At 56.1% G+C, this 25,905-nt stretch carries 21 protein-coding genes; 11 read left to right on the forward strand and 10 right to left on the reverse strand.

The genetic code is table 11. The features are described from left to right. Positions 1–90: 90 nt before the first annotated feature. Complete coding sequence (locus RDV48_28710; GenBank protein ID MDQ7826814.1) at positions 91–2,028, reverse strand: diguanylate cyclase; 1,938 nt, start codon at positions 2,026–2,028, stop codon at positions 91–93. Between the two features lie 138 nt (positions 2,029–2,166). Here RDV48_28710 and mfd point away from each other — a divergent pair, with 138 nt between their 5' ends. After that, a complete protein-coding gene (gene mfd / locus RDV48_28715) occupies positions 2,167–5,385 on the forward strand; it encodes a transcription-repair coupling factor (GenBank protein MDQ7826815.1) in 3,219 nt (1,072 codons plus the stop codon). Here the strand turns inward: mfd and RDV48_28720 are convergent. Continuing rightward, positions 5,345–6,490, reverse strand: a complete 1,146-nt coding sequence (locus RDV48_28720; protein MDQ7826816.1) for a PP2C family protein-serine/threonine phosphatase — start codon at positions 6,488–6,490, stop codon at positions 5,345–5,347. The two genes, mfd and RDV48_28720, sit on opposite strands and share 41 nt — an antisense overlap. Positions 6,491–6,704: 214 nt before the next feature. On the opposite strand from RDV48_28720, the gene RDV48_28725 reads away from it, so the two are divergent. The 5 genes from RDV48_28725 (at position 6,705) to RDV48_28745 (ending at position 12,837) form a co-directional block, all read left to right on the forward strand. Next, entirely contained in the window at positions 6,705–7,328 is a 624-nt protein-coding gene (locus RDV48_28725; protein ID MDQ7826817.1) for a MazG family protein, read from the forward strand. 58 nt (positions 7,329–7,386) lie between these two features. Continuing rightward, positions 7,387–8,700, forward strand: a complete 1,314-nt coding sequence (eno, locus tag RDV48_28730) for a phosphopyruvate hydratase (GenBank protein ID MDQ7826818.1) — start codon at positions 7,387–7,389, stop codon at positions 8,698–8,700. A gap of 72 nt (positions 8,701–8,772) precedes the next feature. After that, the gene (locus RDV48_28735; protein MDQ7826819.1) at positions 8,773–9,690 is read left to right on the forward strand and encodes a prenyltransferase; all 918 of its coding nucleotides are present in this window, start codon (positions 8,773–8,775) and stop codon (positions 9,688–9,690) included. Next, on the forward strand, positions 9,621–10,904 hold the full coding sequence (locus RDV48_28740; protein ID MDQ7826820.1) for a radical SAM protein: 1,284 nt from the start codon (positions 9,621–9,623) through the stop codon (positions 10,902–10,904). Before RDV48_28735 ends, RDV48_28740 begins: the two co-directional genes overlap by 70 nt. A gap of 4 nt (positions 10,905–10,908) precedes the next feature. Continuing rightward, positions 10,909–12,837, forward strand: a complete 1,929-nt coding sequence (locus tag RDV48_28745; protein ID MDQ7826821.1) for a methyltransferase domain-containing protein — start codon at positions 10,909–10,911, stop codon at positions 12,835–12,837. A 3-nt stretch (positions 12,838–12,840) separates the two neighbouring features. Here the strand turns inward: RDV48_28745 and RDV48_28750 are convergent, their stop codons facing one another. From RDV48_28750 to RDV48_28760, 3 genes are all read right to left on the reverse strand, one after another. Next, entirely contained in the window at positions 12,841–13,899 is a 1,059-nt protein-coding gene (locus tag RDV48_28750; protein ID MDQ7826822.1) for an ankyrin repeat domain-containing protein, read from the reverse strand. 185 nt (positions 13,900–14,084) lie between these two features. After that, entirely contained in the window at positions 14,085–14,912 is an 828-nt protein-coding gene (locus RDV48_28755; protein ID MDQ7826823.1) for a hypothetical protein, read from the reverse strand. Between the two features lie 108 nt (positions 14,913–15,020). Continuing rightward, positions 15,021–15,443 (reverse strand): polymer-forming cytoskeletal family protein, encoded by a 423-nt coding sequence (locus RDV48_28760; GenBank protein MDQ7826824.1) that lies wholly within the window; start codon positions 15,441–15,443, stop codon positions 15,021–15,023. A 289-nt stretch (positions 15,444–15,732) separates the two neighbouring features. Here RDV48_28760 and RDV48_28765 point away from each other — a divergent pair, with 289 nt between their 5' ends. From RDV48_28765 to RDV48_28775, 3 genes are all read left to right on the forward strand, one after another. Then, positions 15,733–16,815 carry a YCF48-related protein gene (locus tag RDV48_28765; protein MDQ7826825.1) on the forward strand — a complete coding sequence of 361 codons (1,083 nt, stop codon included), beginning with the start codon at positions 15,733–15,735 and terminating at the stop codon, positions 16,813–16,815. Positions 16,816–16,921: 106 nt separating this feature from the next. Next, entirely contained in the window at positions 16,922–17,404 is a 483-nt protein-coding gene (locus RDV48_28770; protein ID MDQ7826826.1) for a DUF6036 family nucleotidyltransferase, read from the forward strand. Beyond that, the gene (locus tag RDV48_28775; protein ID MDQ7826827.1) at positions 17,388–17,618 is read left to right on the forward strand and encodes a hypothetical protein; all 231 of its coding nucleotides are present in this window, start codon (positions 17,388–17,390) and stop codon (positions 17,616–17,618) included. Before RDV48_28770 ends, RDV48_28775 begins: the two co-directional genes overlap by 17 nt. Here the strand turns inward: RDV48_28775 and RDV48_28780 are convergent. From RDV48_28780 to RDV48_28795, 4 genes are all read right to left on the reverse strand, one after another. Continuing rightward, positions 17,572–18,030, reverse strand: coding sequence for a response regulator (locus RDV48_28780; protein ID MDQ7826828.1), 459 nt, complete (start codon positions 18,028–18,030; stop codon positions 17,572–17,574). The two genes, RDV48_28775 and RDV48_28780, sit on opposite strands and share 47 nt — an antisense overlap. Beyond that, positions 18,027–18,644, reverse strand: coding sequence for a sensor histidine kinase (locus RDV48_28785; protein ID MDQ7826829.1), 618 nt, complete (start codon positions 18,642–18,644; stop codon positions 18,027–18,029). The genes RDV48_28780 and RDV48_28785 overlap by 4 nt, the downstream gene beginning before the upstream one ends. 3 nt (positions 18,645–18,647) lie before the next feature. Beyond that, positions 18,648–19,010: a PAS domain-containing protein gene (locus RDV48_28790; GenBank protein MDQ7826830.1), complete on the reverse strand. Its 363-nt coding sequence runs from the start codon at positions 19,008–19,010 to the stop codon at positions 18,648–18,650. Between the two features lie 427 nt (positions 19,011–19,437). Beyond that, positions 19,438–21,645 carry a DUF3160 domain-containing protein gene (locus RDV48_28795; protein ID MDQ7826831.1) on the reverse strand — a complete coding sequence of 736 codons (2,208 nt, stop codon included), beginning with the start codon at positions 21,643–21,645 and terminating at the stop codon, positions 19,438–19,440. A 580-nt stretch (positions 21,646–22,225) separates the two neighbouring features. Here RDV48_28795 and RDV48_28800 point away from each other — a divergent pair. Further along, the gene (locus RDV48_28800) at positions 22,226–23,257 is read left to right on the forward strand and encodes a glycerophosphodiester phosphodiesterase family protein (protein ID MDQ7826832.1); all 1,032 of its coding nucleotides are present in this window, start codon (positions 22,226–22,228) and stop codon (positions 23,255–23,257) included. Positions 23,258–23,393: 136 nt separating this feature from the next. Here the strand turns inward: RDV48_28800 and RDV48_28805 are convergent, their stop codons facing one another. Continuing rightward, positions 23,394–24,557, reverse strand: a complete 1,164-nt coding sequence (locus tag RDV48_28805; GenBank protein ID MDQ7826833.1) for a hypothetical protein — start codon at positions 24,555–24,557, stop codon at positions 23,394–23,396. A 549-nt stretch (positions 24,558–25,106) separates the two neighbouring features. On the opposite strand from RDV48_28805, the gene RDV48_28810 reads away from it, so the two are divergent. Further along, a partial coding sequence (locus RDV48_28810) for a hypothetical protein (GenBank protein ID MDQ7826834.1) occupies positions 25,107–25,905 on the forward strand: 799 nt, incomplete at its 3' end.

Genomic DNA, 25,905 nt, shown 5'->3' on the forward strand with positions numbered 1-25,905 from the left:
AATCCTTGAGAGGCATCGCTCCATATCAATCTTACCAGAAATCGCCATGGCGGTCAATTAACTCTTCCCCGGGATGCTCCGCCACTCACGCTAGCCCGAAGGATAGGACGTATTGTTGCCGCCCTTGTTTTTTGCCTGCTGAAGGGCTTCCTCCACCTTTGCGATAAGATCTTCCTTGTTTTTCGCGTCAACAGGGAAATTTGCCACCCCTATGGAGAGGCTGGAATGAATCTTGGATTTCTTCGCCCTTGCCATGCTTCTCATCTCGAAAGCCATCCTGATGCGCTCGCTGATCAGCACGGCGCTCGACTTGTCGGACTGCAGAAGAAGCACGGCAAACTCGTCGCTCTGAATGCGTGCCACTACATCAGTCTCCCTGGTGTGGGCCTTGATTATCTCGGCGACCTCCTTGAGTAATTTGTCGCCTGATTCCGTTCCATATTCCTCGTTTATCCTGGTAAAATTATCAATATCGATGAGGGTGAGGGAGAGGAGGGCTTCATAACGCTGGCTTCTCTTTATCTCCTCACTGAAGCGCTCGTTGAAGTAAATGGCATTGTAAAGGCCCGTGATATCGTCATACATGCCTCCCGCGATGGTCTTCTGGAAGAGCTGGGCGTTCTGGAGGGTTACCGCGGCAATATTGGCGAAGCTCACGACGAATTCCAGGTTCTCTATGGTGAAGGCATAATTATCGGGTCTCCCGAGGTAGAGAACGCCCAGAATCTCCTCCTCGTAAAGGATAGGGGCAACCAGGGCGCTCTTTTCATAGGTGAGAAGGGTCTGGAGCTCAGCCCCGTCGATGAGGACCGATCCCGAATCAATCTTTACAGGCTTCTGCTTCTCTGCGACCCAGCCGGGAAGGCCTTCACCGAGCCTGAGGCTGAAGTTGCGGAAAAAATCGGAGTAAGGGCTGTAAGCCACTTCGGCAAATATTTCGGGCTGACCCTCCATGGACTCGAGCATGAAGAGAATACAGGTCTGGGCGGGGATTATCTTCAGCAGGTGCTCGACGATTGACATATAGGCCTCTTCAGGATTAAGGCTCTTGTTGAGCTCCATCGAGGCATCCAGGAGGGCCTGGATCTTTGCCAGTTTCTTTTTAATGCCCTCAACGTCCTTTTCCCCCTCTTTCAGGCGCTTTTCAAAGATGAGCGTCATCTCCTTCTCTTTCTCCTTGTAGAGCTCCGTCTGGGCAGTGGCCTGGTTTTTCTGCTCGTGGAACTTCTTGTACATCTTCTCAAGCTCTTCTTTGCTCTCTTTAAGCTTGTTCTTGAGATCGTCGCCCTCGTTTTCCTTCTCTGTAAGGGCATTTGACAGGCCCTGGATATGCTTTTTATCATTCTGGCTGTCTTCAATGATCATATTCTTTTCTTCCTGGGCGATGCGTTTCGTTTCGGCGATCTCCTCCTCGAGACCGACGGCAGTCTTGAAGATCCAGAGGAGCATCACGCCGACCATCACGACGTACTTCAGCATGTCAACGCAATATTTCAGGACCACTTTCTTTGCCGCGCCTTCCTGGGCAAGATCAATATGGAGATTCACTGACGTTGAAGTGATGCTCACCATTTCCCCGGCGACAAGCACACCATAGATGAAGCCGGGAAGCAGCACGGCGAAAAGAAAAGCCGAGTTGCCCAGGAAAAGGGCCGCCTCAAGGGCGGGGAGCACGAAGCCCAGCAGCATATAGGCCGAGCCCAGAAACACATTGGTGATGAGGCCCGTGACAAGGTCGGAGAAAATGAGAAGGTACACGTAGAATTTCTTCTCACTGCACCTGAAGGCATAGATGGCCGCGCAGAAATGATAGAAGAACAGGAATGCCGTGACAATCCAGAGAGGGCCCTGGGGGCCGCCGGCGGGACCCATTCCGGGGAATATGGAAGGAAGCGTGACAAGATGGGGGCTTGCATCGGGAGTATTCAGGTTGGTGAGAAAAAGGCCCAGCATGAGAGCAAGAAACCTGAAGCCAAAAAGGTACCATACAAGCCCTGCAGAACCCCTCGACTGGTTTCCCGCATCCATCGGCACTTTGTTCTCCTCGATAGAATCGATCAATATTCATTCTTCAAGTTCACTTTTAATCCTTTCCCTCCCGCCCCCATGGAGGGACTCCCGTTGACTCATTGGAGAGGGAACGATATAATGGTCAAGGTGGTTTCCATGGTCCATTCATCAGATTTTAACGATATCAGGGCACTTCAAGCTTTCAGGAGCCTGGGGAGCTCGATTGAAAAGGGAACAAGCTGCGCCGTTTCAGGGATCGTTCCCCCGGCAAAGCCCCTTTTCATGGCTCTTCTGCTGGCGGAGCTGCCCCTTCCCTCATATCTGGTCACTTCCGACAGCGAGAAGGCTGAGCGCTTTTACCACGCCCTCCATTTCTTTACCCCCCCCGCCATGGCAGGCAGGATAGCTCTCATGCCTGAAATCAACGATGATGAAGGGGAGGATCTCTCCGGCGGCGCCACGGCCCTCTGGCTTCCCGTGCTGGAAAAGCTCTCGCAGAGGGAGGAGATCTTCCTCATCACCCCGCTTTCAGCCCTCCTGAAAAAGATAGAGACTATGGAGAACCTCAGGCAGGGCGCCTTAAGCGTCGTGAAAAACCAGGTCATATCCCCCTCCCGTCTTTGTGAGCACCTCGTGGAAAGAGGATACGAAAGGAGTGCCCTCGTGGAGAAAAGGGGGGAGTTCTCTCTCCGCGGCTGCATTCTGGACATGTACCCCGCCACAGGTGTTCCCGTAAGGCTCGAATTCTGGGGCGATGAGGTTGAATCCATCAGAGGGATAGACGTCGCCACGCAGCGATCGGCCGGGGAGGCGCCCTCGGTGAGAATACTCTCCCTTTCGGGTACAAGAGAGAGTTCAACTCTTCTGGATTATCTTCCCCTGAGCTCCTGGCTCATCCTGGACGAGCCTTCGCAGCTTGCCCTCCAGGCCTACGAGCACGGAGAAACGCCTGCCGAGGCCGCTGACACTTCTTTCAAAGACAGAAAATTGATAAGCCTCTCGTCCTGGGGCCACGAGGAGGAGATCCACTTTGCCACGGCGACCCTCTCGCCCTTCTACCGGAAGCTCGAGGATTTTTCCCTCTTCCTCAGGGAGAAAAGGGCCCAGGGTCACCAGGTCATCGTGATAAGCACCCAGGATGCCAGGCTCAGGGATGTGCTGGCGCAAGAGGGAATCGCCGCCGCTGATGAAGCGGAGCCCGGTGCAGGCTTCGTGAGCCTCGTCCATGGCTCTCTCGACGAGGGATTCTTTTTTGAGCCAGGCTGGACGGTCCTCACCGACAGGGAGATCCTGGGCACAAAGCGGAGCGCCCATTTCATCGCCGCTGAGAAGCGGTACATCCCGGTAAAGCTCGAGGATCTCACGCCCGGCGACTTTGTGGTCCATGTGCTCCATGGCATCGGGGTTTACAGGGGCCTCAGAACGCTCACGATAAAAGACCATGCCAAGGAATTCCTGGCCCTGGAGTATGCGAAGGGCGACATGCTCTTTGTTCCCGTTGACCAGATGGAGCAGATCCACAGGTTTACCGGTCTCGAGGAAAAGACTCCCTCCCTCTCCTACCTGGGAGGCAAGGAATGGAAGAATACAAGGGCCAAGATTCGGCATGAAGTGGAGGAAATCGCAAAAAAGCTCGTGGAGCTCTACGCAAGAAGAGACGCCCTGGAAGGCTTTGCCTTCTCGCCTGACATGCCATGGCAGGGCGAGCTGGAAAGCAGCTTCCCCTACGAGGAGACGCCCGATCAGCTCAAGGCAGTGGAAGAGGTAAAGCATGACATGGAAAAGATCCGCCCCATGGACAGGCTCATCTGCGGCGACGCGGGGTACGGCAAGACCGAGGTGGCGCTGAGGAGCGCCTTCAAGGCGGTCATGGACGGGAAGCAGGTGGCCCTCCTGGTACCCACCACCATACTGGCCGATCAGCACTACACGACTTTCTCCGAGAGGCTTGCGCCTTTCCCCATGAAAGTAGAGATGCTCAGCCGCTTCAGGAGCGCCGGGGAACAGAAGGCCATCATCGACTCCCTCAGGGAGGGAAGCCTCGACATCATCATCGGGACCCACAGGCTCCTTTCGGAAGACGTGCAGTTCAAATCCCTGGGCCTTGTGATTATCGACGAGGAGCAGCATTTCGGCGTCCTTCACAAGGAGAGGCTCAAGGAGCTCCGGAGCCACGTGGATGTCATCACCCTCTCGGCGACACCCATCCCCAGGACGCTCTCCTTCGCCCTCTCGGGCATCAGGGACATGTCCCTCATCACCACGCCGCCTGAAAACAGGCTTCCGGTGAAGACCTTCCTTCTCCCGTTCCGCCACGAGGTGATAAAAGGCGCCGTATCGAGAGAGATTGAGAGGGGGGGGCAGGTGTATTTTATCCACAACAGGATAAGGGGGATAGCCCAGATGGCAAGCGCCATAGAGAAGCTTGTCCCGGGAGCCCGCGTGGCCACTGCCCATGGGCAGATGAGCGAGGAGGACCTGGAGAGGATAATGAAAGGCTTCCTGGACAGGGCCTGCGATGTCCTTGTCTGCACGACCATCATCGAGAGCGGCATTGACATCTCCAATGTGAATACCATCATAATCAACAATGCTTACGGATTCGGGCTTGCCCAGCTTTACCAGCTCAGGGGAAGGGTAGGCCGCTCGCACCGGCAGGCCTATGCGTACCTGCTCTATCCCGCCCACAGGAAGCTTGGCGACATGGCCAGAAAGCGGATGGAAACCCTCAAGGACTTCTCTGACCTCGGCGCCGGATTCCATATCGCCATGAGGGACCTGGAGCTCAGGGGCGCAGGGAATATCCTGGGGACGGAGCAGCACGGCTTCGTGAGAGCCGTCGGTTTTGACCTTTACTGCAGGCTCCTGGACGACGCCGTCAAGGAGCTGAAAGGTGAAAAGCCCCGCAAAGAGGAGGGAGGCCCCTCGATTGAGCTCCCCCTCTCTGCGTATCTCCCCGGGGACTATGTGCCGGATGACCGCCAGAAAATCACTCTGTACCGCCGCATGTCAGCCCTCACCACGGCCGAGGAGGCAGCCTCCATTGAAGAGGAGCTCCGCGACCGCTTCGGCCCCCTGCCTCCCGAAGCGCGGAACATGCTGGCGCTCCTTGTGGTGAAATCCCTTCTCATTTCGATGAGAATCCCGAAAATCAGCCATGAGGGCTGCGATGTCTTCATGCTCATGCCGTTTTTCGAGGGGTTCAGCGCCGAGGCGCTCAGGGCGCTCCGCGCCACCGGCACCGCCATGGAGCTCAGAAACAACAGGCTCACCCTCGTGGGCCTGCTGGATAAAGAGGAGTGGACAGCGAAGCTGATAAGGTTTCTTGCCGCCTTCAGGAAGGCTGCGGGCTCTTCCCCTTCACTTCCATCATGACAAGGGCTACGTCGTCTGATTCAAAGAACGTCCCCGAGTGCCTTTTTACATCTTCCAGGATATGCTCCAGGATATCCTCGAGGGAGGAGTCCCTGGCCTCCTTGATCCTGTCGAGAAGCCGCGGGAAGGAGAAGAGCTGCCCTTCGGGGCTCCTCGCTTCGCTCACTCCGTCGGTGAACAGGATCACTTTGTCGCCCGGGAAGAGCACTGTCTTCTTTTCAAGCCACTGATTGGCGGAAAAGACACCTACGGGAAAGCCCTCGGCTTCGAGAAGCTCGATGGAGCCGCTCCCCCTTATGATAATGCCCTTCTGATGGCCTGCATTCGAATAGGTGAGCTCCCTTGTCTCTTCGTCGAGAATCGAGTAAAACATGGTGCTGTACCAGGAGCCCTCGCCCCAGAGGTCAATGAGCCTCCTGTTGATCTTGTCCAGGATGAAGGCGGGAGAGTAACTCTTCTTACCCCATTCGTAGAAAAAGCTCATAATCACCGCCATTACAAGAGATGCCGGGATACCTTTCCCCATTACGTCGCCTATGGCGAGCACGACGTGCTTTTTCTTGAAAGGGCGGAAATAATAAAAGTCGCCGCCCACTTCCATGCACTGGTGGATATAGCCCAGGACCCTTATCCTCTCGAGGTCAAAAGCCTTTGAGAGAAGAGTTTTCTGGAGAGCCTTGGCCAGGTCCACGTCGCGCTTCATGCGCTCCTCGAATTTCTTCACGTCCACGAACTTGTTCACGGCGAGGACCACGATGAGCGACAGCAGTGACCACTTGATAACCTCTATAAAGTCCTTCAGGACATAGTCTATAAAGGTCATCTCCGGGCGGATAGAGGCCAGGTGGAACGCGAGAAGGGCCAGGGGAAAGAAATAAAAGCCCCGGAGCCTGAAAAAAAGGCAGCCTGCCATAAGGGGTATAAAAAAGAGATCAAAGTGGAGATCTCTCCTGGTAAGGTGAAGTATGAGGGCGCAGGCCGCAATGAGTGCCACCACAAGCATCATCAGGCCGATGCGGTATTTTTTCTCGGGAAGCTCAACGGCAAGCGAGACAATTTTCCTGTCAAGCTTGCGCAGGGCGACCATCAAACGCTTGAGCCTCATGGTGCCTCCCTCATTATTTTCCCTGATTGGATCCGTGCAATTTCCCTCAATAATACATGACGCCCATGAAAAAGTCAAATGACCTCCAAGGAAGGATCTGCCGGGGAGAGAATAGATATGATGATGCCGTCTGGCATGCTCTGTGAGAATAAGAAGGAAAAGAGAAGGCACCTGCTGGCATATAATGAGCATCAGGATAAGAAAGGAACAGACGATGAGAGAATTCGACGAACTGGTAAAAATCATGGCAGCACTCCGGGGCGAGAAGGGCTGCCCCTGGGACCGTGAGCAGGACCACCGTACCCTCATGCCTTACTTCCTGGAAGAGACCCGGGAGGCACTTGAGGCCATCGAGGCCGGAGATATGGCGTCCCTCTGCGAGGAGCTCGGTGACGTGATGCTCCAGATAGTCTTTCACAGCCAGATTGCCCGGGAAGCCCGGGAGTTCACCATAGAAGAGGTCATCTCGGGCATATCCCGCAAGCTTGTAAGGAGGCACCCTCACGTGTTCGGCGAGAGCACCGTCACCTCTTCGCAGGATGTAGTGCGCCAGTGGAACGAGATCAAAGAAGACGAGAAGAAGAAAAAGGGGGGCGCCGCGCGGCGCTCTCCTGACAAAGAAGGGAAAAAGGCTCATTCTCTCGAAAAGAATCTGAGCGCGCTTGAGGAAGAGCTCAAGGCGCTCAGGAGAGACCTCAGAGATTCCCCCGGCACAGAGAAAAGGTTGGCACGGATCCTCTATTATGCCGTTGAAGCGGCAGGATGCGCAGGCATCGAGGCAGAGCATGCCCTCCGTGCTCCCGCTGACAGCAGCGGCGACCTGCAGAAGGGGGAATGAGCCTGGCAACAATACCGGGACACCGGTTTTTGCACTAAAAGAGAAAGAAGGTGGAATCATGTCTGAAATTGAAGCAGTAAGAGCGCGCCAGATTCTTGACTCGCGGGGAAATCCGACCGTAGAGGTGGATGTGTACCTCGCCAGCGGGATAATGGGCAGGGCTGCAGTGCCCTCAGGTGCTTCTACGGGCGCCCACGAGGCAGTGGAGCTGAGAGACGGCGACAAAAAGGACTACCTGGGAAAATCCGTACACAAGGCCGTCGAGAACGTAAACGAGATCATAGCCCCGGAGATCGTGGGGTATGATGCTCTCCGCCAGATGGAAATAGACAGCCTGATGATAAAGCTTGACGGCACGCCCAACAAGGGGAAGCTCGGCGCCAATGCCATCCTTGGTGTCTCCCTCGCGGCGGCGAAAGCAGCGGCGGACGAGTTGGGCCTGGAGCTCTTCCAGCACATAGGCGGCGTTTATGCACACACGCTCCCGGTCCCCATGATGAACGTGCTGAACGGTGGAAAGCACGCTGACAACAACGCCGACATGCAGGAGTTCATGATAGTGCCGGCAGGTGCCAAATCCTTCTCCGAGGCGCTCCGCATGGGCGCCGAGACCTTCCACAGCCTCAAGAAGGTGCTCTCGGACAAGGGCCTCAATACGGCAGTGGGCGACGAGGGAGGCTTCGCGCCCCACGTCAAGTCAAACGAGGAAGCCCTTGAGTTCATCCTGCAGGGCATCGAGAAGGCAGGCTACAAGCCTGGCGAAGACATCTTCATCGCCCTGGACCCCGCCGCCTCGGAGTTCTTTGAGAACGGGAAGTACGTCTTCAATAAGAGCACCAAGGAGACTCTCACGTCGGCCGAGATGGTGGAGCTCTATGGGAAGTGGGTTCAAAAGTACCCTATCCTCTCCATCGAGGACGGCCTTGCTGAAGATGACTGGGACGGCTGGAAGCTCATGACGGATAAACTGGGCCACAAGATCCAGATCGTCGGCGACGATCTCTTCGTCACCAACACGGAGCGCCTTATCAAGGGCATCGGCCTCGGGGTGGCAAACTCCATTCTCATCAAGCTCAACCAGATAGGCACCCTCACCGAAACACTCCGGTGCATCGAGATGGCCAAGCAGGCGTCTTACACAGCGGTGGTTTCCCACCGCTCGGGTGAGACCGAGGACACCACCATCGCTGACGTAGTCGTGGCAATGAACACGGGGCAGATCAAAACCGGGTCGGCCTCCCGTACAGATCGCATCTGCAAATATAACAGGCTTCTGCGCATCGAGGAAATTCTCGACGAGGAAGCATACTTCGCCGGCCTCAATGCTTTCGCGTCTCGCCGCAGGGCAGCCCTGGAAAAAGCGATGGCCTGAGGGAGTTTCAGGAAAAGACCTGAGAGGAGGGGGGAGGTACCCCCTCCTCTTTATCATCCTGCTGGAGTAACGATGAAGGCTGGGACACTGCAAGACTGGGCGGCCCTTGCGCGCCTCCCCTTTCACACCGTGGGCGTTTTCCCCTTTATCCTGGGCTCAGTCCTCGCATGGCGCGAAACGGGAGCCTTCAACTGGCCTGTCATTCTCTGGGGGACCCTTGCCGTCATCCTCATCATGGCAGCGACGTATCTCGCAGGGGAGTACTATGACTACGATGTCGATACCCTTTCCGGGAAGATGGAGAAGAACCGCTTCTCGGGAGGCTCGGGCGTGCTGCAGAAAGGTATCATGCCCCGCCACTATCCCCTTGTAGCTTCCATAGTCAGCCTTGGCGCCGCGGCGGCGATAGGGATCGTGATCCAGCTCGTATACAGAACCGGCCCCCTCACTATCCCGATGGGAGCTTTCGGGATAGTCTGCGGCTATTTCTATTCCACCAGGCCCATCAGGTGGTCTGCCCGGGGTGTGGGAGAGATCCTGATAGGGATCTGCTATGGGTGGCTCACCGTCGCCACGTCATATTACCTCCAGACGGGTATCATCACTCCTTTCGTCACCCTTGTCTCATTCCCCATAGGCTTTACCATTTTCAACGTGATCCTCATCAACGAGTTTCCCGACTATCCCGCCGACATGGAGGACGGGAAAAAAACCCTCGTCGTGCGCTTTGGGAAGGAAAAGTCCGCAGTGTTTTACATGCTCGCTTCTCTAGGAGCCTGGATATCATATATCCTCATTGCCGTGGCCTGGCCATCGTTTACAGCCCTCTATGCCGGGCTCCCCTTTCTGCTGCTCTCGGTGGCGACGACCCTCGAGGTGGCAAGAGGAGACTGGCGCCGCAGGGAGAACCTAGAAAGGATATGCGCGAAGACCATCGTGATCAACCTGGGGCTCTCGGCAGCCCTCATCGCAGCCGCCCTCATCAGGTAGGGAAGGTTGGCCCCCGCAGGGCCCTCCCCCTTTACCTGCCCCCCACCCTCGTGCTCCGGCAGCTCGGGAGCGCTCTCCTTCTCGCCCGCACGACGGGCTGGCGGGGACTTCCCAGGTGGATCGCCTCGGGGGGGGTGCGCACCCTCCCGGTGGCGGCAGGAGCTTATGGCATGGGCTGCATCGGCTACCCTGCCCACCCTGTGTGGGAGATAACGACAGCCTGCAACTCACGGTGCATCCATTGCCATGCCTCATCGGGTGAGCCCATGGAAGGGGAGCTCACCACCGCGGAGGGACTGGCCCTCATCGACGAGATCGTGAAAGTCCGCGAGTTCAGGATGCTCGTGTTCACGGGGGGAGAGCCCCTTGTGAGGAGCGATCTGCTGGAGCTCTGCCGTTACGGTACGAGGCGGGGACTTTCAATCGTCATCGCGAGCAACGGGATGCTTCTTGACAGGGGTAAGGCCCGGGAGCTCAGGAAGGCCGGTGTGCGGGGGATGGCAATAAGCCTGGACTCCTGCGATGCCGAAGTGCACAACCACATAAGGAGCCTTCCCGATGCCTATGACAGGGCCCTCGAGGGGATGGCCCACGCGAAAAAGGAGGCGATGGTCCTCCAGGTGAATTTTACCGCCACGAGGCACAACCTGGGCGATCTTGAGAGGACCATCGCCATGGTGTCCACCCTTGGCGCCGATATCATGCTTGTCTACCAGCTCGTGGAGGTGGGCCGCGGGAGCGCTCTCGGATCACTCGCACTCTCAAAGGAGGAAAACAGGCAGGTGGGAGAGATCATAAAGAAAGCCCAGAAGAAAGCCCTCATGGTCATAGAACCTGTCGCATCGCCGCAGTACTGGCCTCTCCTTCTTGACGGGCGGGGAGAACCCTCCCCGGGGAAGCTGCGCCTGGCCCGGCCCTTTTTCCATGGATGCACCGCGGGGAGGGGCTTTGTATATATAAAGGCTGACGGGGAAGTGTGGCCCTGCCCCTTTGTGGAAGTCTCAGCAGGCAACGTAAGGGAGAGACCCTTTCACGAAATCTGGCGCCAGGCGTCCCTTTTCAGGGACCTTCGCTCAAGAAAGCTCCTGAAAGGCCGCTGTGGGGAGTGCACAATGCATGAGATATGTGGAGGCTGCCGCGGGAGGGCCCATGCCGCCACCGGTGACTACATGGCCGAGGATCCCCACTGCTATTTCCTGGAAAAAGAGGAGTAATCGCATGTATCTGCTCATAGCTCCCAGGGGGACACATGAGAAGGGGAACTTTTATGGCCACCAGGTTATCGATGGCAAGGTCCTGGTCTTCAAGCAGTACTGGTGGCACCTCTTCAGGCGGCTGGGGTGGAGAGACATCACGCCACCCGGATGGGGCGGGAGAAGCACCAGGCCTGCCGGCCTGAAGAAGGTGCTTCATATACACCACAGCGCATTTGGCGATATGCTCTTTCTTACACCCCTGTTCAAAGCCCTTGCAGAAAAATATCCAGGCATCACTCAGGCAGTGTTGACGGGCAGGAAGGGCGCCATGGTTCTTGAGGGCAATCCCTGGGTGTCAGAGGTAAGGATTGACAAAGACTTGCCCGATCGTGATGAAATTCCACAGATCGATGACATTGTGCAACTCGATGAAATTGAGCACTATGATGACATCATCAACTACGACGGCATGGTCACCATATTCCCCGAGTGCGAGCTGACGAATGTCTATGATGTCTCTGCAGAATGGGCGGGGATTGAGCTTGAGAATCACCAGAAGAAGCCCGAAATGCACTTTCTTGATCATGAGCAGGCTGGTGCCGATGCGCTTCTTGCCTCGTGGGGAATCAGGCCCGGCGACAGGTATGTCATGATGCAGTATGATGCCTCGTCGAATGTGCGCACTATCCCCCTTATGACCCTTCTTGACCTTGCAGAGAGGATAGCGGCAGACGGCTACAAGGTGATTCTTTTCGGTGGCGGCGACCTGGCAAGGAAAGTGATCTACAGATGCAGCGCATGCGGCAGGAGAAATCTCGCCAGGCCGGCAGAGAGAATCAGGGAGATTAAGGTTAACTGCCCCTGCGGGGTAAGGGCCGAGGTACAGCAGGGGTACAACGGCAGCCATGAACTCTTTTTCATTGATCCCGAGAAGGTGACCATCAGGACCACCGCGCTTCTTATCAGAGAGGCTGCGGCTCTTGTCGGCCCTGATTCATGCGGGATACACCTGGCGGCGTGCTTTGAAAAGCCTTCCCTGGGGATTTTCTATAGCTTTGACGGTGATCTCAGGATGAGATATTACCGGAATGCACGGTGCATGCAGGTTGATGTGCCCTGCGGACCCTGTTTCCAGCATGGAAAGAGACGGTGCAGGTACCACGACATCTCAGGATTTTCGCGGTGCCTGGAAAAGCTGACCGCAGAATCCATCTATCAGGAATTCGCCTCGATGATGAGGGGTGAGCAAAGCCCCATGGCCCTTCCCTTTGTCCCCCCTCCGGCGCGGCCATGCCCGGTCTGCACCTCGGGGTCACGCTATTATATCTGCAGGAAGAAGACCGTCTGCTACTATGAATGCTCTCAATGCGGGGCATTTTATACTGACAGGGAGGTCGAGGAGCCGGCACAAAGAGTTGAAAACTCCCCTGATAAATCTCTTCTCATGGGTATCGAGCGCAGGCTCAGGAGAATAGGCAAGCTCCTCCACGAGAAATTTTTCGGGCCCGGCGCCCGCGCCCTTGAGGTCGGGACCGGCGCAGGGCACACCCTCGATGAGCTGCAGCGCCGGGGATGGGAGACTGAGGGAATTGACCGCGCAACTTTTCTCGATTTCCGCACGGAGAAGCACTATACCCTTCTCTGGATGAACAAGGTCTTCGAGCGCTTCCATCATCCTCGTGAGGTGTTCCGCCACGCCTTCGAAATCCTTGTGGAAGGCGGGGTTTTCGCCATGCAGGTCACCGATGGCGGCGAGTGGAGAGAGGACCGGTTCAGGTCGCGCTGGGGCGGTATCAATGCCTCCTATGCCGGAGAATATTCGGTCATTCCCGATGAAGGGTCCCTGAGATTCCTGAGCGGGCACTCGGGCTTTGAATATCTGGGGAGAGAGGCGATGAGCGAGCCCGGCTTCCTGTTCATAGCATTCAGAAAGGAAACGGGTGCGGGATGATGGTTATTTCCCCCCGCAGGCCTTCAGGCATGCTATCACCTTCGTGAGGCCGCTGTCCTGTGCGAGTGCCATGGGGGTCTTCCCTTTGCCGTTGCGGGCATTTGGGTCGGCGCCCGCTTTTATCAGAAGCTCCACTGTTCTGCAGATACCTTCCTCGCTCTGAACGGCTGACGAGCCTACCGCGCAGTGGAGCGGCGTGTCCCCGTCGGTATCGCGCGCCTTCACCTCGGCCCCTTTTGCCACCAGAAGGCTGACCTTGTCAATATTGCCGCCGGAGCATGCAGTATGAAGAGGGGTGACATTCAATTTGGCCTTCGAGCTCACCTTTGCGCCTGCCTCTATAAGTATCTCTGCGCACTCCATGCCGCCGCTGTCATGAAAGGTGCACATATGAAGGGGCGTCATCCCTTCCCTGTCCTGCGCGTTCACCTCAGCGCCCCTGGCGATAAGCAGGCGGGCCTCCTCGGCATCATTGGAGCGGGCCGCGAAATGGAGGGGGCTCCAGCCGTTCCTGTCCTTTTCCTGGATGTCGGCGCCGCTTTCGAGGAGGAGCGCCAGTACCTCCTTGTGGCCGTGGGCGGCATTATGGAGGGGCGTCTGGCCGTACTTGCCCCGCGCTTTCATGTTCGCGCCTCCTGAGATAAGGGCCGCTGCGGCCTCCCTGTTTCCCTCCGACGCCGCAAGGTGAAGGGGAGTCGTGCTGAACTCGTAATCCTTCGCGTGAACGTCGGCGCCTTTTGAGATAAGGAGCTTTATTACTGCTGCCTTTCCCTTCATTGAGGCGTAGTGGAGCGCCGTGGCGCCGTACCGGTTTTTCGCTTTCACGTCGGCTCCGAGGCTTATCAGATAGAGGGCTGTCTCATCCTTCCCGCGGCCTATTGCCAGGATCAGAGGAGTGGCGCCCTCGCGGTCCCGGGCGTTGAGAAGGCCCGGGTCTTTCTTCAGGAGGGCCTTCACCCCGGCAAGATCGCCCTTTTCCGCGGCATCGTGAATGGGGGCGGAAAAGACCGCTCCCGCAATGATGATGACAAAAACCATTGAAAAGATAAGGATTCTCTGCATTCCAACCTCCCTGCCATTGAACTTCTGAGGGGCTGCGGGTCCTGCAGCTTTCCTCACGGTTTCCATTGTAGCAGAAAAGGGGGCACTGCCGCAATACTGCCGCCGCGGAGGGGGATGGGAATCACCTCCGCGGCATAGGCGATTCGCGCGATGGCACCAGAGCTTCTCAGCGCTCGTCAGCGCCGTCACGACATTCTCTGCGGCACTATCAAGTGCTCCCTCACGTAGTTGCGGATGCCGCGCCGCACTTCTTCGGGCACCCGCTCATCAAAGCGCATCTTCCCGCCCGACAGGCTCACAAGGCCGCAGAGCCCTGGCGTTTCCTGCAGGATCAGCAGCAGGCTCTGGAAGATCTCGTCATCAAGGGCCTGCCCGGGATTTTCGCAGACCTCCCATTGATAATCACCTGATTCCTGCCCGGGGTAATCACTGAATCCGCGGAGAAGAAGGCTCAGGGGAAAGGTGAAATACAGGCTTTTCACATTTCCATTGTCTTCAGAAGGGAGGGCAGAGTAGCGCTTCCAGGCCCTGGAAAGCTCGCGGGGCTCGGGCGAGTTCTGCTGGCCGGGCCCATCGCAGTTGACAAGGGCGACGATAGTCTTCACCACTTCAGGGACCGGGAGCAGGTGGCGGTCATTATCCAGCTTTACCGGCTTTTTGCCGCTGAGGAAAACGCCTCTGCCGCACCCGGGGCAGGGCTGCCCTATCAGTTCCGTGAGGGATTTTACTTCCGTGCTTCCGCATGAGGGGCAGGCGCGGGGGTCACGGGCGAGATCAAGGCTCACCATGGTGAGGCACCTGAGGCAGGCGCAGCGCTCCGCAAAGCCGGCCTTGCCGGCTTCCACCGCCTTCGAATAAGGGAGGCCCGTTATCCTGAAGACCTCCTGAATCTCACCGGGATGGGGGCACACGACAGGGGTGCCGGCCTTATCAAGGGCATAGAGGTATCCCCTTCCTCCCGGGGGGAGGGAAAAATCGCACGTGTCACAGAAGAACTCTTCGAATACCGGCATTATATCCCCATGTTCTTCACAGAACCGCGCTTTCCCTGGACTTTTCCGCAGTTCTGATCAGTCCGCTGTGCGGGGGCCAGAGGGAGGAGTCCGGGCGGTCACCTGGTTTTATCTGTCAAAGAAGAAGAGGTATGCCGCCAGCGCTTTTATAAGGGAGCGGTCATAGCCGTCACACTGCATATAGATGCTGCCGCTTTTACGCACGTAGCCGCTGGAATCAACCTCATAGAGGATTGAGCCGTTTGATCTCAGGTAATCCCCGTCAATCTGCCCGATTATCAATCCGCTCCTCCTGATATAGTTGTCATCGCCAATCTGCCCAATGATGCTGCCGCTTTTACGCACGTAGTTCCCGTCATATTCCCCGACGATGGTGCCTTTCACCCTGAAGCAGCTCCCATCGATTTCCGCTACTATGGATCCATTCCTGCGCAGGTAGTTGCCTGCCTGGCAGGGCTCGCACAGCAGAAAAAGCAGTGCCAGCAAGAGGAGAGCCATAACGGCTCCTGCAAGAAAACCGCTTTTCCCCATTTTCGTCACTCCTTCCGTACTGATTCCGGCAGATCCCGGGCTTCCACAGAATAGTATACTATAAATCCGGGAATGTCTCAATCCATCGCAATATCACCCTGCCGCAGGGGCAGGGGCGATGTGGGCGGCCACCATGACTTCAGAGGGGACTGCCCTGAACGGAATCTGCTGTTCCTGGTTTTTCACACCAGGAGAAATTATCCGGGAAGAGAATTACCCTTACTGACACAGGCTTCGTTTCCAGCAGCTTATGCCGTGATTCATTCCATCACCGAGGAGGTACTTTACCATGAAAAGAATCTCGCACACCACGCTCATTCTTGCCAGTGTGGTCCTGCTTGCCGCGGCAATCTTCTGTTCCGGCGGATGCGGGGGCGGCTCAACCTCTTCAGGCACCTGGGGAGACGGCGGTTCCTCGAACACCGCCATTACCGCAGTCGGATGGGCTTCAGGCAACGGCGGGTATATCACTAAAACTGCCGACGGCGGGACTACCTGGAGCCTTCAATCTTCGGGCAGCACCAAAGATCTGAATCAGCTGAATTTCATCGATTCACACAACGGATGGGTCGTCGGGAAAGAAGGCACTCTCCTGAAAACCACAGACGGCGGCAAAACCTGGACAACCCTCGCCAGCGGCTCTGTCCAGGCTCTTACAGGAGTTTCCTTTGTGGACACGAACACCGGCTGGGCTGTGGGGGAAAGCGGAACGATACTGAAGACTGCAAACGGAGGAACGACCTGGAGCCTTCAGGCGAGCGGCACCGTTCAGAATCTCTCATCAGTCTCCTTTGTGGACTCCAATAACGGCTGGGTGACCGAATCAAGCGGAGGAAAAATCCTTCGGACGACAAACGGGGGAGTCAACTGGGTCGAAAGCGACCTCGGACCGACCTTTGCCACCTCTCAGACCCCATTCGGCCCCCCTTCTTTTGCGGCGGTAGAGTTTACCACTGCCACCACAGGATGGATTGGCGGGTCACAGCTGAATTTTAACGGCGCCGCAGCGGGATTCATGGCGCGGACGAGCGACGGCGGAACCACGTGGACCGGTGGACTGGTGGGCGGTGACTTCAGCTCCATCAAGGACATCAGCCTGCTTGGTGTCAGCAACGGCTTTGCCCTCCTGAGCGGCGGGCCCGGCGGACCAAGCGACAGCAACCTGCTCATCTCCAATGACGGAGGCGCGACGTTCACCTCAAAGGCCATCAATGGGCAGCCCTCCTCCCTGTCATTCATCGATACCGCCAAAGGCTGGGTAGCGCTCACAAACGGAAATGTGCAGAGCACCACCGATGGGGGCAGCACCTTTGCTTCGCAGGCTTCCGGTATTTCCCAGATAAATGCCGTCCAATTCATAAGCGTGAAATAGGGCTCCTGCCGCCGGCAGGAAATCGCATTGACTCCCGGGCCGTATTCCTGGTATACTCACCTCAGGGCCTGATCAAAGCATTTATCCCTGGCGGAATCTTTACTTTATGGATTATGGCAGAGTTTTCCAGTTAATCAGGGAATTGAACCGTCATGAGGTTGAATACATCGTCGTGGGGGGAATTGCCCTTGCGCTTCACGGGGTGGTGCGCGCCACGGAAGATATCGATATATTTATCAAGCCGACCAGAGAAAACGTGGAGAGCCTCAAGAGCTCCCTGAAAGCCCTGTGGAACGACAATGCTGTCGAGGATATCTCAGCTGATGATCTGCTGGGAGATTATCCCGCCCTGACCTATGGCCCGCCTGATGACTCCATGTCCATTGATATCCTTACAAGGCTGGGAGAAGCATTTTATTATCAGGATCTTGAATCGGAAACGGCTGAAGTGCAAGGTCTGCCGGTAAGGATTGCGACGGTAAGCACCTTGATCCGCATGAAAAAAGATACCGTCAGGCTGCAGGATAAAGCCGATGTAGAAGCCCTGCGCAGGAGATTCGAAAAAGAGGGGGATGAAAGTGCCTCTTAAGAAGTTCCGCACCATTGAAGAAATGAATGCCGGGAGCGCTCCGGAAGGCGGGAACAGCGCTGCGAGGATGGAAGCTCTGGCAGCTCTGATGGAAACCATGGTTCCCCCCCTGTGCAGGAGGGGAGTGCGGAAATTCAGGACCATCGAGGAAGCCAATGAAGCGCGGCTCACTCTCGAGCGGGAAAGGGCAGAGAAGTTAAGAGAAAAGCGATAAGGTCTTCGTTTTCGGTTACGCCATCTCCGAGCTCGATGATTATGCGAGCGGAGTCAATCAATTGTTTCATTATGGCCACATCGACCGGCTTCATGAAATACCCGAGCGGGTCAAGGTCCTTGGCGCGCTCCATGCGATCCCTGTCGGAATAGCCCGTCATGAAAATCACCGGGACGGAATACTCTGAGGTGATGATGCGGGCGGCCTCGATGCCATCTGTCTTTCCCGCAAGATTTGCATCCATCAGCACAAGGTCCGGTTGTTTTTGAGCAACAGACGCCACTGCTTTTTCTCCCGACGCCACCAGGGCGCATACTTCATATCCCGCCTGCTCAAGCTCGCATTTAATTCCGAGCGCGATAATGGCTTCATCTTCAGCAACAAGGATTCTTACCGGCTTTTTTCTCATCATACCCCCGGGATTTTCGAGGTCTCGGCGAAACGGATCTGGCATGTGAGCCCCCGCCGGGCCTCGAAATAGACTTCTCCCTGCAGCTGATGCTCGGCGAGCGCGAAAATGCTCTGCATCCCCAGTGACTGCTGACCGCGAAAATCGAAGCCGGGCGGCAGCCCGACGCCGTTATCTGAAAAAACAAGCTCCAGCATGGTATCCCCTGTTTTCCTTAATTGAAGCGAGATCTCACCGGTCATGTCACCGGGAAAAGCATATTTCAACGCATTTGACATAAGCTCGTTCACAATTAATGCGCAGGGGGTGGCTATGTCTATGGAAGCTGAGACAGGCTCAAGATCAATAACCAGGGAGATCTTGCCGGGAGACACCTTGAAGCTCTGCATCAGCAGGGTTGCCAGCTCAGAGAAATACTCCCTGAGGTCAACGCGGGAGAGATCCTGCGACCGGTAGAGCATCTGGTGGACCAGCGCCATTGCCTTGATCTTCTGCGTGATCTCCCTCGCGAAGTCTGAAATCCCGGTATTTTTTCGTTGGGCGGCTTCAAGGACAAGCATGGAATGAATCACCTGCATGTTGTTCTTGGTGCGGTGATATAACTCGCGCAGCAGGATTTCCTACTCCCTGAGAGCCTGGAGAATCTTCGCCTCTGCCCGCTTGCGCTCCGTGATGTCATCGTAAATGGCGACGATCTCGCCGCCGGGCAGCTTATATACCCGGTTTTCCCGCCATGTTCCCGGGTCGTGCTCATCGCGGTAAAGAGCGGCAGGGAAATATTCCGCCTGCCCGGTCCTCCACACACGCTGGAAAACCTCAAACACGCCGAACTCTTTCACCCCGGGGAATACCTCCGTGACGCGCTTCTCCAGGATGCTTCCCCTGTCTACTTTCTCGATGAGCTCCCCTGCCTTGTTAAAATCCCTGAAAACAAAATCCTCACCGTTATCGACAGCCCCATAGACGGCCACTGCGCTCGGCATTGTGGAGAAAAGCTGTTTAAAGCGCTCCTCGCTCTCACGGATCGCCTCCTCAGCTCGCCTGCGGTTCGTGATGTCGCGGGTGACTGCCCAGAGGTACCTGGGCTTTCCGGGCGAATCAAAAACCGAAAAGCCTGGAGCTCGATGGGGAAAACCACTCCATCCTTACGGATATACTCTTTCTCAAAGATTCCTGAATAGCCTTCCTTGAAAAGCCGGCGGTTCCAGATCTCCTCGCGCTCCCATGAATGCCATTTCTCAGGCGTGATGCTGTCGAAGCTTTTCATTGCCAGCAGTTCCTCTTTGCAGTAACCGAGCATGTCACAGTATGCCCTGTTGGCATCGACAATCCGCCATTGAGGGTGAGCGCCACCAGGCGCCGGAGGCTGTCTCTTGAGAAAAGAACAGGCTCCGCGCTGGCGTGATCAGCTTAAACATCCTGGAAATAGCTCTTTATCCACTCCGGGCGAGGCGGTGGAGAAGACCTGAGCATATCGCGCCATTTCTCGTCGGTGAGGCGGTCAGCCATGGGGTGCCTGAACTCGTAATAGGAGAGCACGGGGCCCGCGGCAAGCACAATATCACCCTCGGGGCGGGCATAGGCCACAATGATATAATCCACATATCCCGAGGCTTCCTCGAGCACCTGGCCTGAGTTCACATCAGTATGCACATCGCCGATAATGGTGGTCTTCAATCCCTTTTCATCAACCTCACCGATGGCACCCTTCAGAGCAACGGGAAAGCTCCCCAGGAAAAGGTTGTCAGCCTCTGTAAGGGGAGTATTCTCCACCTGGCGGATGCAGATCTCATTGAGCCTCTCGAGGGTTTTCACCAGCGACAGAATTCTCATCTCGGACTGCGCGTCCAGGACACCCAGCTCTTTCAGTCCCGCGTGGGCCATCCTTGCCGTGGTGAGCATTTTTGCATAGAATTCAGGAAGCGGCTCCACGATGCCCTTTGGCGGCGGCGGCGGAGTGGGAATGACCGGTGCTCTCACGCAGGTGGTAACCTCCATCCGCATCGTATAGCTCTGCTTGGCATAGAGGATGGTGTCGTGGCGCAGGGCTGCCCACGAAGAGAGGGCCGTGTCAAGCTGCCGGTCAAGCCAGGCATCCTGCCGCTGGTAGGTCTGGTATCCCTCGCCTCTCTCCGCCACCAGGGATTTCAGGGCATAGAGCCAGGACCAGTAGAGGTTCCGGTTCCAGTCCTCGGGCTTGAGGGAGGCGAACTCGGCCCTGAGCCTTTTTATCTGGGGCGCATATCCGGGCCACTCATCATTTTTTCCCTGCCGGATGTGCTCTTCCGCCCGTCTGCTTCCCAGGACGCTGAACACGTCAAGCCCCATGGGGACACCCCGGGCTGAATAGAGGGTTTTACCTGTCTGTCTGTCCTTGAGGTAGGTAACGGTAAAGCGATCGGGAATCTCACCGGGAAGCATCCCCACTGCCGGAGAAACCAGCTCTCCCAGGATATATGAATCGGGAATATACCGCTGCCCCATGAACCGGAAGCCCATGGTGGCATCCAGGACCCGGTCAAGCTCCTTCACTGATGCCGGCTTTTTCGCATCGAACTCGTTGAGGTCTATGCCGGCATTACCTGTCCCGGAAAAAATTGCCGGCCCTTTAAGCTTCGCAAGCTCAAGAACGAGCCTGGCATATTTCTCTTCTCCCTCCAGGTCGCCGGGAGAGAGCGTGCTTCCAAAGACTTTTCGCAGGCAGTCCCGGTAATCATAGATGGTGAGGTCATCGGAAAATCCGACGTAAAATGCGGTGACGGCATAGATCCGGTCCCATGCATCGGTTATCTTTTTCCCGCCCCCAAGGGTGAGGGTGCCGCAATATTCCGAAATGAGCGAGGCCTGGATGGTCTGAATCTTTGCATTTTGCCTGTTTACCAGCGCACGAGCAGGAGGAATGAGGGGCCCGCAGATCTCATTCCCTTTGAGCAAAAAGGTCATGCGGCCGAACCACATCATTCCCCTGAAATATTTTTTCAGTGTCTCGCTCCTGGTATAGTGCCCGCGGGGCTTATACTGGCTGTAATCCTCCGGAACCCGCATGAGGGCATGAGCCTGCGCGTCTGCATATTCGGCAGGTCCCTTGTGCTCTTCTATATTTTTGCACTCCCATTCCACTACCTCTCTTACAGAGGAGGGAGGCCGAAAGGCAGGATCAAACTGGCACATGGCCACGGAAAAATAGGCAACATTCCGCTTTGCGGCTTCCCTGAGATCACCTGTGAGGGCAGTGTAATCCTTCTCCGACTGCGCGAGCAGCGCCCTTGTCACGTCCATAATCTCGGGATAAAAAACCTTCTCCTCCATATTTTTCAATGTTTCGTCAAACTGCACGTGAAAAAGATGCAGCGGTGTATCGGCGGTCACATAGATGGGAACCTTCCGGTCGATGATCTCCCTGTAAGGCGCCGTGATGTCTTCCTGGGGGCCGCCCTTATAGACCACAAAGCCGTTCTTTCCCAGAAGCTCTTTGCACCTGGCATTGGTGAGATAGGTGCGCTCCAGGTCTTTGAGGTTGGATACCTTTGCAAAATCAAGCGGGAGGGTATAGGCAGGCATTTTCAAGGTAAAATTCTTTTTTTCAGGTTTATAGTGCTTCAAAAAGGCCTTTGTCATATCCTTTGCCCGCTGAGGGGTATTTACCTCAGGCTTATTCGTGCTCCGTGGAGACGGTTGCACTGATGGTTGCATTGACAGCTGCGGTGACGGCTGCAGTGCCCCCGTTTCCTGCTTCATGCACCCCGGGGAAAGCAGAAACAGTATCACGCAGAAGGAAAGGCAGATCGTTAAATTGAGAGCCTTACTCATATAATACTCCTCCTTTATTGCTCAGCACATTTTCCAGGCCTTTCAATCAGTCACCGGAATTGACATTTTATTCCTCAACAGAAAAATCTCATAAAGGACAAAAGGCGTAAATCTTTGAATAAGAGAGCGCACCCCAAGATGTACTCTCCCCCAATGAGGCTTTATGACCAAGAGCATTACTCCCGCAGGCAAATGGAGATCCTCTCCAGATGACCTCGTGGAGATCTTTCACCAGACCCTCCAGGACGTTCCAGAGGCTGAACGGCACAATTGGAAAACATCAGTGAAACATTGAGTATTCACGCGTTCAAATCAGCCGAATATTGACTTTTAGGAGCCTTGACCTTATAATGCTTTCAGGGGCACAACGCAGAGGGGACTTTTCAGCATGGACATGAGAATTGGCATTGCAGGGAACAGGGCGCTGCAGGAGAGCTTCCGTGAGCATGAGAGCGCCGGTAACCCGCCTGTGACTTCAGCAGCCTTCCCGGGAATCTCAGACTCTTTTGCCGCTTCTGAGGCCCCGCAGCCTCAGAAGAAGCCTTTCATCATCGGCCACCGCGGCGCCTCGTCGCTTGCCCCCGAAAACACCATGGCATCTTTCAGGAAAGCCCAGACCCTCGGGGCCGAGATGATAGAGCTTGATGTCCACCGGACCAAAGACGGCGCCCTGATAATCATGCATGATGACACGGTGGACAGGACCACCGATGGCCAAGGCGCAGTGAAAGATCTCACATTGAGAGAGATAAAGGCTCTCGACGCCGGCTCGTGGTTTTCACCTGACTTCAAGGGGGAAGGGGTTCCCACCTTTGACGAGGTGCTTCAATGGGCACGGGGGAAAGTAAAAATTGACATCGAGATAAAAAACTCTATGCAGTACCCCGGTATCGAGAAGGAGATCATTTCACTCCTCAAGGCGCGGGGCATGGAGAAGAACGTCATCATCACCTCCTTTGATCCGCAGTGCATAAAGAACGTGAAAAAAGAGGACAGCACCATAAAGACAGGCGTGCTGCTCCATCCCGAACCGCTTGTCACTTCCCTGAAAGTCGGAACTCCCCTGGGGGCCTTCGCAGGCCTTGCAGGCAGCCTTCTCGCAGGCTTCCACCCCGCCGTCACGGCGGGGCTTGCCGTGGCCGGCGGGATAGCAGGCTTTTTCGCCTCAAAGGCTATAGGAAAGAAGCTGAGCCTCAAGGATGCCCAGGACAAGGATGCCGATATCCTGCTGCCTCACTGGTCCATAGTGGATAAGCAGTGGGTCAAGGACGCCCATTCCCAGGGCACCGAGATCTTCGCTTACACGGCCAACAAGCCCAAACTCGTGCACAAGCTGCTGGACTACTACGGCGTGGACGGCATCATCACCGACAACCCGGAGCGCTTTATCGAGAACGACGACAGCTTCTGGCCCTTCTGAATGATGCCTTCATTTTGCGGACCCTGACGTGGAGGCTATCCTGCTTGATGCCGGTTCAGGGAGCGAGAGGGACCTGGATCCCAAAAAACTCATGGAGCTCGTCGAAGAAGCACCCATGGTGCGGTGAATTATCCTTCTAAAACTCATCTACTTTCTCGATCTGCACCTCAAAAGTGAGGGTGCCTGTCGAGGCTCTGAAAGTCCTTGTCGTTTCACTCTCCGAAAGCTCAAGGGTCCTTGTCTTTATGAGCCTTCCCGATTCTTCAGATACATCGGCATGGAGCGCCTTAGGCCTCCCCGTGTTCCCGTCAAATGAGAAGGTGCCTGTTATACTGCGTCCGCCGCCGAGTCTGTGGGGAGCGGCAATGTTCACCTCCCCCTCGCAGGGTTGCCTGTCGATGCTTCCAGCCGGAACCATCCTGCCGTTCTCTTTGACGAGCATCTGAAGAGGAGAGTCATCGAGGCTCCGGAGATCATGGGCGGCACTGTTGACCTCGTTCATCAAATCCCATGCGCTCAGGTGCTGGAAAGCTTCATGGAGGGAGTCGCTTCTGCCCATGGTGACCCGGTAGGTGACACCTTCCATGGAGACTGAGCAGGTTGTGCTCGTGGCGTCCTGCGAGTATTCCACATGCCGTGTCACCTTTTTTCCGGCGATTCGGGTCATTACCTCTGCGGAGATTCTTTGCGGCTCTCCGGTCGTGCGGTCATAGCTCATGGTCCCTGAAACGCTTCTGCTTCTTGTGATGACCTGCGGTGTCCTGATGGAGACTTCGCCCATCCCGCGCAGCTCATCGACGCTCACCTTCTCCTGGTCCGCACCGGGGAACGGTGCAGGGGAGTCATCGAGCTTTCTCAGATCCTGCGCTGTTTTCCCGAGCTCATCCAGTACCTCCCCTGTAGTCATCTGGAAAGCTTGCTCTCTGAATGCCGGGAGTTCCTGACTTTCAATGACACGCTCATTTACCGGCTGCGCTGCAGGCTGTGCCACCGGTCTTACTGCCGGGGCAGCGGAAAGAGCCGATGGAAGCATTGCAAGGCCTGTCAGGCCAAGAGTCATTGTAAAGGCAAGCTTCCTGAGAAATGATCGCTCTTCCCCCCTGCCTTCTTCACTTTCCACGCGGGGATTCAATGAAGCCATGAAATTTTCAGGGACTTTGCCTCCCCCCGTCTTCTCGCCTGGAGTATATCCATCAGGAGGGCAGGTTTTCTGCCCCTCGCCTTCCGGCAGCGTGAGGCGCCTGGGAAACTTGTGGACAGTGGCTTCCTGGAACGCAGGTCCTGCTTTCTCAATGGTCATGCTAAGTGCCGTCCTTTCTTGCCCGGGTTTCACTGGTCGCGGGACGGTGCCGGTTTCACCACGGGTCTGGTCATGAGAGCTGCAGGTGCCGGGACAGGGGTTTGATGCGGTGAATATGCTTCGAAGAAAAATTTGTTATTTACCTTGCGCGGGTGCAGGTGAAAATCTGGTACCTGAATCTTCCTGATGACAGTATAGCAGAAATTCTCTCAATGCTTGTTGCCATTATGTTAAATCTGGGATCGGGCAGCGTCCGGACTTTTCACCTCCTTACTTTCAGTTCTGCATCTTCGTGGGATTGCGCCCGATCAGAATCTTTTTTGGAGTGAATTTTATTTTACCCGGCAGAGGCTTCGGTTTTCAATGCATGGAAACCGGCACAATCTTTTGCCAGATGGCCTTCAATAGGCTCCAGGATCATTTTTGACCTCTTAGTCCCTTCCGGACCCTTTGGATGGCATCCTGTGATGTGCTTATATTCTATCTGTGACAAGCTTTTTTAAGAGTGCATTATTTGATATTTCATCAACGCTGTGATATGATCTAACCATGGATACACATGAAACCCACACAATCTCTGATCTGTTCCTTCCCGATGAAGAGGAGCTTCTTCACCTCGGTGAATCATTTTCTTCACAGGATTACGAAGATATGCTGCTCCTCCCCGAGCCTTACGAGATCCCTTCGGGAACCACATGCAGGCCGGAGCACTTGATCAAGATAACCAGGGAGGGCCTCATTCCCGAAGCGGAAAGGCTCACGGGGGACATCACCTTCGGCTCAATCGACAGGGATGAGCGGGCAGAGCGCATTGATTTTCTGCTCTGCGAGGCAGTCCGCGGCCGCCTGGCACTTGATCTTACACTCGGCGGCCTTCTCGTCACTCTGAAAACGAAAGGGGTTGATCAGTTAGGATACCGCTCCATGGGCACCTTCGCCACGGAGCATCTCTCGTTCTCCGGGCGCACCGCGTCGGAGCTGATGCACAACTTCGAGCTCCTCAAGGCGCTCCCCCTCACCCGGGAAGCCTATCTTGAGGGCAGGATCGCGAAGAGCGCTCTGAGGTTTCTCTCGAGGGTCGCCACCCCCCAGAACGAGGCTGAATGGCTCGCCATTGCAAGTGGGCGCTCCCTGTGCGGCCTTGAGGGGGAAGTGAAAAGGGCCCTCGCAGAAGGGAAGGCTCCTTCGGCTCCCGCTTCTGAAGAAAGCCTGCGCACGGCGGGCGGGGCGTGCGATGATGTGCACGGTGACGAGGCTGAGGGCACGATGATGTATTTCAGCGTGCCGCCCTCCCTTGCCCTCACCTGGGACTTCGCCCTCTCCCTCTTCCGGGACAAAGAGCACTATG

This window comes from Candidatus Eremiobacterota bacterium (assembly GCA_031082125.1).
In the GTDB taxonomy this organism is placed as follows: Bacteria; Vulcanimicrobiota; CADAWZ01; order CADAWZ01; family Ess09-12; genus Ess09-12.